Source organism: Brevundimonas sp. MF30-B, assembly GCF_004683885.1.
Lineage (GTDB): Bacteria > Pseudomonadota > Alphaproteobacteria > Caulobacterales > Caulobacteraceae > Brevundimonas.
Window position 1 is genome coordinate 264,084 of sequence record NZ_CP038440.1, and the last position, 12,816, is coordinate 276,899.

10 protein-coding genes are annotated in these 12,816 nt (G+C 68.8%); 6 read left to right on the forward strand and 4 right to left on the reverse strand.

The features are described from left to right. Positions 1 to 961 precede the first annotated feature (961 nt). Complete coding sequence (locus E4M01_RS01310; protein ID WP_135066316.1) at positions 962 to 3,415, reverse strand: YadA-like family protein; 2,454 nt, start codon at positions 3,413 to 3,415, stop codon at positions 962 to 964. A gap of 381 nt (positions 3,416 to 3,796) precedes the next feature. On the opposite strand from E4M01_RS01310, the gene E4M01_RS01315 reads away from it, so the two are divergent. The 3 genes from E4M01_RS01315 (at position 3,797) to E4M01_RS01325 (ending at position 6,730) form a co-directional block, all read left to right on the forward strand. Next, on the forward strand, positions 3,797 to 4,570 hold the full coding sequence (locus E4M01_RS01315) for a helix-turn-helix domain-containing protein (RefSeq protein WP_245158323.1): 774 nt from the start codon (positions 3,797 to 3,799) through the stop codon (positions 4,568 to 4,570). Positions 4,571 to 4,779: 209 nt separating this feature from the next. Next, positions 4,780 to 5,211, forward strand: a complete 432-nt coding sequence (locus E4M01_RS01320; RefSeq protein ID WP_135066321.1) for a DUF2141 domain-containing protein — start codon at positions 4,780 to 4,782, stop codon at positions 5,209 to 5,211. Between the two features lie 52 nt (positions 5,212 to 5,263). Beyond that, positions 5,264 to 6,730 carry a carotenoid oxygenase family protein gene (locus E4M01_RS01325; RefSeq protein ID WP_135066324.1) on the forward strand — a complete coding sequence of 489 codons (1,467 nt, stop codon included), beginning with the start codon at positions 5,264 to 5,266 and terminating at the stop codon, positions 6,728 to 6,730. A 10-nt stretch (positions 6,731 to 6,740) separates the two neighbouring features. On the opposite strand, the gene E4M01_RS01330 is transcribed toward E4M01_RS01325, so the two are convergent. Further along, positions 6,741 to 7,517, reverse strand: a complete 777-nt coding sequence (locus E4M01_RS01330; RefSeq protein WP_135066326.1) for a LytTR family DNA-binding domain-containing protein — start codon at positions 7,515 to 7,517, stop codon at positions 6,741 to 6,743. A gap of 290 nt (positions 7,518 to 7,807) precedes the next feature. On the opposite strand from E4M01_RS01330, the gene E4M01_RS01335 reads away from it, so the two are divergent. From E4M01_RS01335 to E4M01_RS01345, 3 genes are all read left to right on the forward strand, one after another. After that, entirely contained in the window at positions 7,808 to 8,371 is a 564-nt protein-coding gene (locus tag E4M01_RS01335; protein ID WP_135066329.1) for a hypothetical protein, read from the forward strand. 454 nt (positions 8,372 to 8,825) lie between these two features. Further along, complete coding sequence (locus tag E4M01_RS14220; protein WP_209316056.1) at positions 8,826 to 9,680, forward strand: hypothetical protein; 855 nt, start codon at positions 8,826 to 8,828, stop codon at positions 9,678 to 9,680. A 49-nt stretch (positions 9,681 to 9,729) separates the two neighbouring features. Then, positions 9,730 to 11,361: a ShlB/FhaC/HecB family hemolysin secretion/activation protein gene (locus E4M01_RS01345; RefSeq protein ID WP_167765460.1), complete on the forward strand. Its 1,632-nt coding sequence runs from the start codon at positions 9,730 to 9,732 to the stop codon at positions 11,359 to 11,361. Between the two features lie 4 nt (positions 11,362 to 11,365). Here the strand turns inward: E4M01_RS01345 and ccmB are convergent, their stop codons facing one another. Together ccmB and ccmA are read right to left on the reverse strand one after the other, a co-directional pair. Continuing rightward, positions 11,366 to 12,028: a heme exporter protein CcmB gene (gene ccmB / locus E4M01_RS01350; protein WP_135066335.1), complete on the reverse strand. Its 663-nt coding sequence runs from the start codon at positions 12,026 to 12,028 to the stop codon at positions 11,366 to 11,368. Continuing rightward, positions 12,025 to 12,630 (reverse strand): heme ABC exporter ATP-binding protein CcmA, encoded by a 606-nt coding sequence (gene ccmA / locus E4M01_RS01355; protein ID WP_135066640.1) that lies wholly within the window; start codon positions 12,628 to 12,630, stop codon positions 12,025 to 12,027. Before ccmA ends, ccmB begins: the two co-directional genes overlap by 4 nt. Positions 12,631 to 12,816 lie beyond the last annotated feature (186 nt).

Consider the following 12,816-nt stretch of genomic DNA (forward strand, 5'->3'; position numbering starts at 1 on the left):
GAGAACACGACAATAATGCGTTATGTTAAGATTATTGTCGTTGTTGCTCTAAGTTACATTGATGCATATCTCATGCGCAGGTGGAGGAGCAATAGGGGCTAAGCATCAAGCGTCGCGCGACGTGCCGGGCTACCACACAGCCGCACCCACACCGCGTTGTGCTCCTTCACCTCGCGGATGGTCTCGTCAGTGTCCCGCGACGACCACATGATCGGCTTGGCCACAGCGCAGTAGGGGGCGGCGGTGCAGGTCAGTGGCGACTTAGATTCGAAAACACGGCGATGAAGGCGACGACGCGCCAGGCCAGGCGGATGCGCTCCACGGCCATGGCCTCGAGGAAGATCACGTCACCTGTCAGTTTCGGGATTCGCCGTTCACCCCAGCGGAAGGCTTGGGGTAGCTCGAGGACAAGATTGCAGAGGCTAGAAAATTGAATACGGAACGCGCCATCAAGATCTTTAGTGCTTTTGCATGCCTTTTTGGATACACAGCATATATTCTAGTTGGACTTATTCAGGCAGAGTCGATAGTATTTTCCGACGCATTAATGTCTATTGCATTTGTCACAATACTAGCATTATTGACCTATAAGTCACAAGTAGCCTTTTTAACTCGCCTTCTGGTGAGAAAAAACCCTCCGGCGTCGTCTGAAGGCGGCGACAAACGCCTAGGCCAATGAGGGTCAAGGCGACGGACGGCGCGGGCGGCATGTGAAGTGCATGAATGCCAATGATTCTGGTGCCGCTCGAGGAAGATCAGGTCGCCGGTCAACTTGGGAACGCCCCGGTCCGCGCGTATAAGGTCATGCACGATGCCGGCGTGGGCCAGCTTGCGGGCTTGTCGGCGGCCCCTAGGCAAACGATGCGTTCAGGCCGACGCTAAACCTTCGCTTACCAATGCGTTGCGCTGCTGCCACCGCAAGGTGTCAGGCCCGCGGGGTACAAGTTTGGCATGGTTCTGCTCACCAGCCGATCGAGAGCCCGGCGCGTCCCGCCACCACGCCGGTCCGAAGACCCCAGCCGACGCCGATGTTGAGCGAGACGGCGTCGTTCGCCCTGCCGATCGCGCCGAAGCCGAGGGCTGTGCGCCCGTCGAAGTGACCCAGATTGCCCGACACCGCAAAGGTCTGTCCGGCCTGCAGAACCTGGGCGCCGCCCAGGGCGAGCGCCATGGCGACCCCGTCAGCGTGGCGGTCGAAGCGCTCGCCTGAAACTCTCCAGCGCTCGTCGGCCGCATCGGCTCGATCCTCGAGCGCATCGATGCGGCCGAACACCGGGGCCATGTCCAGAGTGGCCAAATTGCCAGAGGCGTCCGTTGTGACCAGGTAGGTCTGTCCGCTCTGCGCGGCGAGGCTGGCCGGAGAGGCAAGCCCGGCCAGGGTGTAGGTGCTCGCGCCGCCGCCGATAGCCACCTGATCGGCGCGGCTGGTGGCGACGCCCTGGCCTATGGCGACCGCGCCCGACTGAGCCGCCTGGGCGCCCTGGCCAAGGGCGAGACTGCCGGCGCCGGCGGCCGTCGCTCCCTGCCCCAAGGCTGTGGAGCCGTCCCCGGCCGCCAGCGCGGTCCCCCCGATCGCGGTTGCGTCCGCCCCGCTGGCCACGGCGCCGACGCCGCCCGCGGCCGTCTGGCCGCCAACCGCCGTCCCGCCGCCCAGGTTGCCCGCGGCCAATCGCGCCAACTCCGCCTGAAGAGGCCCGAGAAGCGCCTGTTGAGCAGCGATCTGGCCCTGCAGCAGGGCCAACTGCGCCTGAAGCGCGGCGATCTCGCCGGCCCCGCCCCCGCCCCCGTTGACCCGCAGGTCGGCGATGTCGGCGCTGTTTCCCTCTACGCGCTTGTTCAACGCCCCCAAGGCCCCGCCGACGTTGTCGTATCGCCCGCCCAGAACGACATACGCCGGAGGGGAAAGCGACCCGGTCGCGGCGTCATAGGCCGCGCCGCCGCCCAGAGCGGCCGCCATAGCGCCGCCAGTCGCGGCTGAAAGCTGTCTCGCGGCGAACAGTTGCGCCCCTGTCGTGGCCTCAGTGCTGTCGGCGGATATTTCGCCCTCGGCCACGCCCTGAATCCGCCGCCGCCCGGCTGCGCCGGAGATGTCCACGACATCGCCGCCCTGCGCGCCGGCCACGGTGACGATCTGCGTGGCGGCGTCCTGCTGAACCAGACCGATCGCGCCTGTCGCAATACGCCCCTGCAGGACGGAGATGTCTCCCTCCGCGCCAGCGATGCGGCCGTCCAGAGAGTCCAGCCTTTGGTGGGTCGCGAAGAGCTGCCCTCCGGTCACTGCGTCCGTCGATCCGGCGACCAGCGTCCCGTCGGCCAAGTTGACGAGCCTGCGCTTCAGAACCGAGTTGCCGATTGAAACCGTGTAGGCCTCGCTGGCGATGGACTGGTAGCCCAGCGCGACGGCCCCCTCCAGACCGACCCCGACACCGCTGAACCGCCCCAGAGCCAGGGCGTTGTCCGCCAGAGCGCTGCTGCTGTCTCCCAGGGCGATCGCGCCCAGCCCTCCCGCCAGCGCCCCATTGCCCAGTGCGGCGGTGAACCGCCCGCTGGCCTGGCTGTCAGACCCCAGCGCCAGGCTTCCTTCGCCGGCAGCGCGACCGCCTGACCCCAGCACAACGGAGCGCGCGCCAGTCCCTTGCGCACCCCACCCGACCGCCAGACTGTCATCACCGGTCGCCGCAGCCGCAGGCCGGCCCAGCACGTTGTTCGAGGCGATCTCCGGCGCGCCCGTCGGCCCGCCCGTAGCCGCCAGGGCGGTGTCGACCGCGGCGAACGCCGCGCCCACGGTCGCATAGTTGGCGCCCCGAATAGTGAATCCGGGCGCAGTCAGGACGCCGGCCGCATCCACCGCCGCGCCGCCGCCAAGAAGGTTCGCCAGGGCTTGGCGCGTGGCGAAAAGCTGCGCCCCGGTGACGGCGTCGCTCGAGGTGGCGTTCAGATCGCCCTGCGCCAGGTTCATAAGCCGGCGCTTCAACGTTGCATCGCCGAAGGAGACCGAGTTGGCCGCCGTGGCCCGCGACCTGTACCCGATAGCCACGCTGCTCTCGGCGTCGGCTCGACTGTCCACGCCGAAGGCCGACGACCAGTCTCCGCCCGCGCTGGCGCCGGCGCCGAAGACCGAACTGTATCTCCCGAACGCCAAGGAGTAATAGCCCACGGCGGTCGACCTTGAATTGTTGGCCCAGGCCTGAGCGCCGACCGCAGTGGCCCCGTCGACAGAGCCTTCGCCGGTGAACTGGTTTCCCCCGCCGCAGTAGAAGCCGCCCGCAGGCGTCGTGTAGCAGGTCTGCGGAACGGCCTGAGCCTCGGCTCTGGGAGTCGAGATGATTGAGGACGCCAGCACGGCTAGGCCCGCCGCCGCGCCGCAAAAGGTGCGCCAGGCCAGCGTCGCCCCTGGCCGTCGTGGTTCGAGCATCCAGATCTCCCGATGACTGCGGGGCCGCTGTCGCGTCCTTGATGTTGAACCGCCTTATGGCTGTGGGGGCAGAAGGACCGTTAGTCGCCGCGTCTCGCCTCCTGTGGTCGAAGCGTCTCATTTGTTTGGCCGGCGGCGCCTTCCGTGCTTGTCTGCCTTGCGATCGGGAGCGCTGGGAACGAGGGGACCGTGGGAAGCCGCAGGCAAGGGGACGGAAGCGGATCTCGCGTTTCGCGCGTCTGTACCGAAGCGGTCCCCGCAGCGGACCGCTTCGACTTTTGGCGCTCGCTGTTCGATCCGGTGCAGATCGATCTGCCCGACCCCGCTCGAGCGGAAGGCTTTCGGGGCGAGTACGCGACCTGCGTGGGAAGCGACGGCGTCGTGCTCACCGATCTTCGATGCGAGGCCACCCTTTCGGTCTTCCCCAAAGACCCAGCCGAGCATGTCCTGCTGAGCGGCCTGGTCGCTGGAGATATGGCGGCGCGAGACGGCGGCGACCGCAGCGCCCTGGCGCGCCCCGGGCGGCTGCAGCTCATGGATCCCTCTGGGGGCGAACTGGTCTCAGCCGGCCACTGGAACATCTACCTTGCGCTGCCTCGCGCCATGGCCTCCGACTTTCTGGGACGGTGCGAGCCAGGCGTGCTCGACCTGGCGCCGACACCCCTGGCCGGATTGCTTTGGAGCCACATGCAGGGGATCGCCGCTCACGGCGACGCCATGAGCGAGGAAGAGGTCGCCGCCGCGATGCAAGCCGCCACCGCCATGGCCTGCGTGGTCCTGAGGCAGACGGGGCGCGATCTGGTTTCCGCGCCGCGAGCCGATGGAAACGCCGCGACAATCCTCGCTGCCAGGCAATTCATCTCCGCTCACCGCCATCGCCCACGCCTGACCGCGGACCATGTCGCCCAGGCCGTCAATTGTTCACGGTCGCATCTGTACCGGATTTTCGCGTCCCGCGGCCTGAGCGTTGCGGACGCCTTGCGTGATAGCCGCCTGGTGCATGGGCGCGACCTCCTCAACGACGGGCACGAGGTCGGAGATGTCGCCCTGGCCTGCGGCTATGCCGACGCCTCGTCGTTCGGCAAGGCCTTTCGCCGACGGTTCGGCCTCAGCCCTCGCGACGCCCGCGCCCTGGGTGCGGCAAACGAGGGCTGAGGCCGGCTGATTCACGGGCACTGATCGGGACCTACGCGAGGCGGAGAATCGGGGGGTGGGCGTTGGCGCTTCGCGAGTGGACGTCAGCGGTTGCTGACGAAAAGCCGACGGGCGACGGCGCAGACGCCGTGGCGCGTTCGGGCCGCCACCGACAGGGTGAAGACGTCGCAGGGCTCGGCTGTCGGGCCTGCAAACACAGGACGCCGCCCATGCCCCGCTTAGCCCTCGCCTTCGCCGCCGCCGCCGCCGCCACGCTTTTCGCGGCGCCGGCCTTTGCGGATCCCGCCGGATCCAGCCTGACCTTGGATTTTCAGACGACGGTCCAGAGCGGCAAGGTCATGGTCGCGCTCTATGACTCCGAGGAGGGCTACCGCACCGATCGCCCGGTTCGCACCGCAGTGGTGAATGTGACGGCCGGCCAGCACGAAGCGGCCTTCCTGAACCTGACGGCCGGCGACTACGCCGCGAAGACATTCCACGACGTCGACGACGACGGGTCCATGAACAGAAACCCGTTCGGCATGCCCACAGAACCCTTCGCCTTCACCAATAACGCGGTGGGCGCCATGGGTCCCGCAACCTGGGACCGCGCGAAGGTCGCCGTGAGCGGCGCGGTGTCCCAAACGATCAGCTTCCGCTGAACCTCGATCACGCCGCAGCGCGGCCCCTTACTCTTGCTCCGGACCACATTCGATGACCGCTTCCCGCCGCTCCTTCATGATGGGCGCCGCCGCCCTGTCAGCCGCCGTTGTCACCCCTGAGACCGTTCGGGCCATGGCCGCGCAGAATGCGGTTGCAGACTGGGCGCTCGCCACCGCCGATCTCGAAGGGGATGTCGCACCACGCGCCATGCGGCTGGTGCATGGGCGAGCTCCAGCGGAACTGGAGGGCGTTCTGTTCAGAAATGGACCGGGGAAGTTCCGGAGACCGGGAGGCAGCGCCACTCACTGGTTCGACGGCGACGGCCTGATGCGCGCCTTCCGAATCCATGACGGAAAAGCCACCCTCGAGGCCCGCTTCGCGGACACGGCCAAGCGACGTCATGAGAGTGAGATCGGCGCGGTGGTGACGCCGGGCTTCGGCACGGTCGGCGACGGTCGCGCCCAGGTCGGATCGCCGGACGACGCCAATGCGGCCAACACCGCCGTCCTGCCGCTCGGCGAGGAGGTCTGGGCGCTGTGGGAGGGCGGGTCGCCGACCGCCATGTCGGCCAGGGACCTCTCCACTCGGCGGATCGTCACCTTGCGCGACGACCTGAAGGGGATGCCGTTCCAGGCGCACCCGCGCATCGATCCGGACGGCGTGATCTGGAACATCGGCCTGGCTGGGGACCGTATGGTCGTCTGGCGCCTGGACGCCGATGGCGCACTGAGATCGGCTGACATCGTCCGACTGCCGCGCGCCAGCTACATGCATGATTTCACCGCCTCCGCGCGGCATCTGGTGATCGTTCTGCAGCCCTGGGTGTTCGAACGGGACACCATGCCCTTCATGAACCGCTTCGCCTGGAAGCCGGACATGGGCTCCCAGGTTCTGGTGCTCGACAAGGCCGACCTGAGCCGGACCCGGCTCTACGAGCTGCCCGCGTTTAGTTATTTCCATCTGGGCGACGCCTGGGAAGACTCTTCCGGCGCGATCCGGTTCGATGTGGCCGCGGGCAAGGACGTCCGCTTCGCCGTGGACGGGGCGCGTGTGCTGGTCGAACAGTCAGGGACCGTCCCGGGCGAGCCGGCCGCCCTGTCTCTGGTGACGCTTCACGCCGACGGACGGGCCGAAATGTCGTCGTCCGGGGTGACGGCCGAGTTCCCCAAGGCCAATCCCAGGTTCGCCGGCCTGTCGCGCCGCCACACCTCTCATGTCGCGGGAGAAACCAGCGGCCGGCCCCTGCCCACGGGATTGGCCGTGCAGGACTGGAGGACCGGTCGTTCGGACCGCTTTGATTTCGGAGAGCGGCACGTCATGGAGGAGGCGATCTGGGCGCCGAAGCCTGGCCTGAGCGGCGAACTCGACGCCTGGCTTGTGGCGCCCTCGATCAATCTGTCCGAGGGGGTGACGGAACTGCACGTGTTCGACGGGGGACGCTTGGCTGACGGCCCCGTGGCCAGCTGGCGCGGCGATGTGGCTCTGCCTGCCGGATTCCACGGCGCGTGGGCGGCGTGAGCCCCAGCCCTTAGTACCAGCCGGCCTCGCGCAAGGCCCGGGCGTACCGGCGGCTGACCGGAACCTGAAGGCCCCCGTCCAGGGTCAAGGTGGCGCGCCCGTCGCCTCTCTCGACACCTCGAACCGCGTCCTTGGCGGCCCACCAGCTCCGGTGCGTCTGCGCGCCCTCCAAGCCCTCAAGTTCAGCGAGGGCGTCGGACAGCCGCATCAGCAAGAGATCCGAGCCCCGATCCGTGTGCACTCGCAGATAGTGGTCCTCGGCCTCCACGGCTCGAATGACAGCTCCCTTCAACTTAAGCGGCAGGCGGTCTGGGAAGCGGGCGGCCGGAGCGCCAACAGCCGCCGAGTGGGTCTGCACAGGCTTTCGCTGCAGGAAGACGTTGAGCAGGCTTAGCACCGCCGTGACCAGGGTCACCGGCGCGAAGAAGTGAACCAGCCGGCCCACGGCGGGATGGCGCCCCTGTTCGAACCACCAGACCGTATAGCCCCAGACGGCGACCGTCAGCGGCAGCGCTATCATAAGGGTAAGCAGCATGGCCCCGAGCCAAGGACGCTGATCCAGGTCGACCCAGCGCTCGAGCCATTGTGAGCAGACGTGGCCCCAGCCGGCGCCGAGAACCATAAGCGGCAGCCAGTAGACCAGGCGTTGAGGAAAGGGCGCGCCGGTCATGCCGAACGCACCGGAAAAGGCGAGGACGAAGCCCGCCGCCAGCGCGATCGCCATCCCCTTGAGCAGGCTGCGGTCAATCGTGAGCGAAACCCGCAGAAGCGCCGATGGATCAGCCATGCGCCGTGTTCCTCCCAGCGCGTCGACGAGGTCGGCCAAGCGGTCCCCACCCTCTTCTGCTGCGACTGCACGGCTTGTCGATCATGGGCGATAGCTAGGCCGCGATCGGGGTCCGGCGCAACTGGCGGGCCCGAGGCCGCGCGAGCCCGTTTCAAGCCCTTGGATTGACCTTCGAAGACCGACGTTCTTCATGTAATCAGAGAGTGTGGTCCACGAAACTTGTCATTGTCGCGTCGGCCGGCCTCCTCATTGCGGGCTGCCAGACCCTTCGCCTTGAGACCGCTCATGAAATGGGCGAACGGCTGAACGGCAGACCGATGGAAGTCGGTCAGTGGCCCTCCACGCCGACACCCCGGGAGTTCGCCTACGCCAAGATCGCCGAAAGCGATCGCCGCTGCGAAAACTACCTCGTGGCGCTCAGCGCGGGCGACAACGCCATCGCAGGCGCCCTGGATGTCGCCGGGTTGGGCGCTAGCCTGTTGGGCGCAGGAACATCGAGCCTGTCCAACGCGAACAATCTCGCCCGAGGAACCGGCTTCCTCCAAGGCCTGCGCTCGGCCACGTCCAACACCCTGTTCAGCGGCCAGGAGTTCGCCCTGATCTACGACACAGTGCACGCCGGACGGAAGGCGGAGCGCGCCGCGCTCAAGGCCGGCATCGACGAGGGCCATTTCGACGGATGGACGCTGGAAGGGGTGCTGGCGGTCATCAATGCGTACGACGTCCAGTGCGGGATCAACTACGCCGCCCAGATCATCCGCCAGCAGATGGCCCGCAGCTCCACGCCGCCGCCCCCTTCCGTCCTGACGCCGGCCCCGACTTCTAATCCGCAACCGGCAGACTCGGCTCCTTAGCGTGGCGCCGCCGCTGAATCATCACGTGGGTCTGCAGCCGGTGCAAGACGCCACGACGCGCCTCCCCCGCTGACCCCTGTCGCTCTGCCGGAGCGGACTAGGACGTTTGCATCGGACGGCGTCGCACGCGCGAGACCCTGACCGAAATCTGAGCACTGGGAAGCCGCATGCCCGCATCAGGTGCATTTAGCGCGCCCGGGCAACAGAGGCTGGGCGCTTTCGAACGCGTAGGCGTCTCAAGATGAGCCAGACGCCAATTACGCTGCAGATCGATGGTTAACTTAAGGTTGATCCTCGAAGCACTGACGTCACGTGCCGGTGAAGCCGCAGAGATTGGAGGAACGACGGCCTACGCCTTCCGATTGCATTCGAGGGAAAGGAGATCGTCATGATCCAATCAACTCGAAAGTTTTCCAGAACAGTCCTGGTCCTCGGCGCCGCCTCGGCGATGCTGATGACCGCCGCGTGCAACGGCGCGCGCACCTACAGCTTCACGGGCGGCGGCGGTTATGACGGTGGCGCCGGCGGGCCCGGCGGCGGCGGCGGCGGCGGTGGCGGTGGCGGATCGGGCGGCGGTGGAACCGGAGGTGGTGGAGGAGGAGGAGGAGGCGGCGGCGGCGGGGCTGGGGGCAGCGGCGGAAGCGCCGGGCCGGTCGGCGAACTGGCGTCCCGAGCCGGCCTTGACGACCTGCTCGACCCCATCGGTCGAGTGACGGTGGGCGACAAGACGTTGCTGGGATCGTCCGACAGCGACGCCGCCGGCCCGCTGGGCGTTGGCGTGCTCTCGCCGGCGGCCGCCCGCGGCGACGTCGCAGCGATCAACGTCGGGTCCGGAGGCGACCTCCTGAACGTCCAGACAGGCACGCCCAACCACCCTGCGGAAACAGCGCAGGGGCCTGCCGACAGCCTGATCGGACTGAACCTGGGCGGGCGGCAGGTGCTCGGAGCGGGGAGCAGTCCCGCGCTGGGCGTCGGCGTGCTGGCGACCGAGAGCGCGACTGGGACGGCCGGCGCCGTGAATCTGCTGTCGAACGGACAGCCCGCCGGCGTGACGGTCGCGGCGCCCGGCGGCCAGGGCCCAGGCGTCGTCCAGGGCGTCGTGGGCGGCGTGACCCAAACGGTCGGCGGCGCTCTTGGAGGTCAGCAAGGGGGCGTATCCGGCGGACTGGGCGCCGGCCTCGGCGGGGCTGTCGGCCATGTGGTGGGCGGCGCGGTCGGCGTGGGCGCAGGCGGATCCGTTACGCCGCCCTCCGGCGGTTCGACCAGCGGCGGCCTGCTCGGCGGCCTGCTGGGCGGCAAACGGCCTTGATGGAGACAGGCGGAACGGTTCTCGAAAAGCCGTTCCGCCGCTGCCATTCATGAGAACCTTCGCCGCCCTCGCCTTCGCCCTCGCCTGCATCGCGCCGAGCGGGACTGTGTCCGCATCGACCTCAGCCGCGCCTCAGGCTCGGCCCGGTCAGGAGGGGCTTCTCATCGATCGAGACAGACCGGACCGACGTCCCGCCGATGTGGCGGCCCAGACCCGGGGTCCGGACATCCCCGCCGCCGCCCAAACCGTCGAGCCGTTCGTCTTGCGGGCCGTGTCGATTGAAGGATCGCGGCTGGAGGCGGGAAGGCTGGAAGCGGCTGTGACCCCGTTCATTGGCCAGACGCTGACGGCCGACAGCCTCGCCCGGCTGCGCGCAGCGGTTGCCCAGGCCTACGCCGGATCACCCTGGGCGCTGCCCATCATCACCGTCGACGGGAGCGAGGCGGAGCGCGGGGTGCTGAAGATCACGGCGCTGGAAGGCCGGATCGATCGGATAGCCATCACGGGCGACACCGAGGGCGACGTGGATCTGGTGCGTCGCTACGCGGCGGCGCTGGCCGCCGAACATCCATTGAGCCGGCGAAGGGCCGAGCGCTATTTCTCTCTCATCGGCGACATTCCGGGTCTGAAAACCACCACGCGCGCGGTCCAAGGCCGCAGCCCAGAGACCATCGACCTCGGGCTGGAGATCGAGCGAACGCCCTGGGAAATCGGCCTCGGTCTGGACAACCGCGGGTCGCGCACCTTGGGCCGGACGCAGCTGGTCGGCTCGGTGGTCCGCAACGGCTGGCTGACGATGGGAGATCAGACGCGGATGACGGCGGTCGCTCCGGTCGAGGTGGAGCGCTTCCAATATGCGGCCGTGTCTCACCGTCGCCCGATGGGACACGACGGAGCCGCCGTCACCGGCTCCCTGGGCTACCTGCGCACCCGTCCGCCAGGCGGGGTCGAAGGCGACGCCCTGAGCGGGGGGATCGTTGTCAGCTGGCCCGCGATTAGAGGCTATCGAGACAATCTCGTCGTCAGCGCCGGGCTGGACGGCGTGAACAGCGACAGCGCCGTCTTCGGCGAGCGGATCGCCGATGAACGCACGCGGGTCCTACGGGCCTCGGCGGCGTGGAGCCGCGCCACGCCCCGCCTGACCGCCGGCGCGAGCCTGACCCTGAGCCAGGGGGTTGACGGCCTGGGAGCGAGGGGCCTGCCTGGCCTGACCGACCTGGACTTCGCGAAACTCAACGCCCGCGTCGAGGCCGTCCGCGCCGTGGGCGACAGCCTGCGGCTGACGGGCGCCGTCAGCGCGCAGTACAGCCCCGACGCAGCTCCGGCGTCGGAGCAGTTCGCTTTGGGCGGCGCAGAGTTCGGACGAGGTTTTCCGAGCGCCTTGGCCACCGGCGATTCCGGGTGGGGAGCGCGGGCGGAGGCGGCTTTCAGGCCCCGCGCCGTCGGCGGCTTGCTGGCCGGAAGCGAGATCTACGTCTTCGGCGACGGTGGTCAGACGCGCATCAATCCCCGGCCCGGCCTGGCGCACGGCCGCCTGAAACTGGCCTCGGCCGGCGCCGGCGCGCGGGTGGCGCTGGGTCGCCGAAGCCAGATCGAAGTCGAGGCCGCCAAGGCGCTGACCGATCCCCGACCCGACGCCGACGACTGGCGCTTCAACTTCGGGGTATCGACGCGGTTCTAGGCTTTCAGCCCTGAGCCGAGCGAACGGCGGCGGCGCCGGCGAGCGGCGCGAGGGCCGCGGCGAACAGGGCATAGGCCGTTAGAAAGGCCAGGGCGGGAGCCGGCGACAGGCCCTGTGACGCCTGCTCGACCGCGCCGGCGCCGAAGATCACCGGCGGAATGAACAGCGGCAGCACGACCACGGCAATCAGCACGCCGCCGCGCTTTGCGCCCAGCGCAAGGGCCGCGCCCAGCGCGCCGGTGAAGGCGAAGCCCAGCCCGCCGATCAGGGCGGCGAGCCCCGTCAGTCCCACCAGTTCGGTCGGCTGACCCAGGGCCAGGGCGGCGACGGGCGCCGCCAGAGCCAGGGGCAGGCCCGTCGCGCACCACTGGGCCAGGGCCTTGAGCGTAACGACGGCCTCCATGGGCAGAGGGCCGGACGCGATCAGGTCCAGCGCCCCGTCCTCGAAGTCCCGCTCGAACATCCGCTCCAGCGACAGCAAGGACGCCAGCGCCAGGGCGAGCCAGGTCGCGCCCGAGGCGGCCGGGGCCAGGACCTTGGCGTTCGCGCCCGCCGCCAGCGGCAGGATGGCGGTCAGGCACAGCAGAAAACCGCAGGCGAGCAACGGCCCGCCGCCGCCACCCCAGGCCAGGGACAGCTCGCGTCGGAACAGGCGTGTCGCGCTCACGACGCCGCTCCCAATTCGACGGGCCGCGCCGTCACCGGCAGCGGATCATGCACCGCCGCCAGGATGATCCCTCCGCCGGCCAGATGCTCGGCCATCATCTCGCCGACCCGCCCGCGCCAGCCGGCGTCCAGCGGCGCCAGCGGCTCGTCCAGCAGCCATAGGGGGCGCGGCGCGGCGATCAGCCGGCCCATGGCCAGGCGTCGCCTTTGGCCCGCCGACAGTTTGCGCGTCTCGAGATCGAGCAGGGGTCTCAACCCCAGACGTTCGACCGCGCTTTCGATCCCGGCGGCGTCAGCGCCCAGATAGCCGGCCTGGAAGTCCAGTTCGTCGCGCGCGGTGCGGCCGCCCTTCAGCCCTTCGAGATGGCCCGTCAGATGCAGTCGCCCGCGTCGGGCCTCGGTGGCGTCCATGCCGAAGTCGATGGTTCCGGCGTCGGGCCGGATCAACCCGGCCACGGCGCGCAGCAGACTGGTCTTGCCCGCTCCGTTCGCCCCCGTGAGCGCACCCGCTTCGCCGGGCTTCAGCGCAAACGTCAGGCCGGTGAACAGCCGCCGCTCGCCGCGTGAGAGGGCGAGATTCTGGACATCGAGACCCGTCAGCATGGCCGACACGCCTTGAGAACCGCTCTCAATATCCATGACGCCGTCGTGGATACATGGACGGGTAAGACAAGCCGGACTATATCCGCCATCGCCGCAGCAGGCTTTCGCCGCGCGCGCCGGGGACCTGTGCGCCCCGTCGTCCAGCGCGCGAAGGCGCAACCGAATTGTCGGGCGGCGATGACCAGA

Excerpts from the sequence above, each read along its gene's own strand:
- E4M01_RS01310 (WP_135066316.1), bottom strand. The coding sequence starts at position 3,415 with ATGCTCGAACCACGACGGCCAGGGGCGACGCTGGCCTGGCGCACCTTT.
- E4M01_RS01320 (WP_135066321.1), top strand. The coding sequence starts at position 4,780 with ATGCCCCGCTTAGCCCTCGCCTTCGCCGCCGCCGCCGCCGCCACGCTT.
- E4M01_RS01325 (WP_135066324.1), top strand. The coding sequence starts at position 5,264 with ATGACCGCTTCCCGCCGCTCCTTCATGATGGGCGCCGCCGCCCTGTCA.
- E4M01_RS01330 (WP_135066326.1), bottom strand. The coding sequence starts at position 7,517 with ATGGCTGATCCATCGGCGCTTCTGCGGGTTTCGCTCACGATTGACCGC.
- E4M01_RS01335 (WP_135066329.1), top strand. The coding sequence starts at position 7,808 with ATGGGCGAACGGCTGAACGGCAGACCGATGGAAGTCGGTCAGTGGCCC.
- E4M01_RS14220 (WP_209316056.1), top strand. The coding sequence starts at position 8,826 with ATGACCGCCGCGTGCAACGGCGCGCGCACCTACAGCTTCACGGGCGGC.
- E4M01_RS01345 (WP_167765460.1), top strand. The coding sequence starts at position 9,730 with ATGAGAACCTTCGCCGCCCTCGCCTTCGCCCTCGCCTGCATCGCGCCG.
- ccmA (WP_135066640.1), bottom strand. The coding sequence starts at position 12,630 with ATGCTGACGGGTCTCGATGTCCAGAATCTCGCCCTCTCACGCGGCGAG.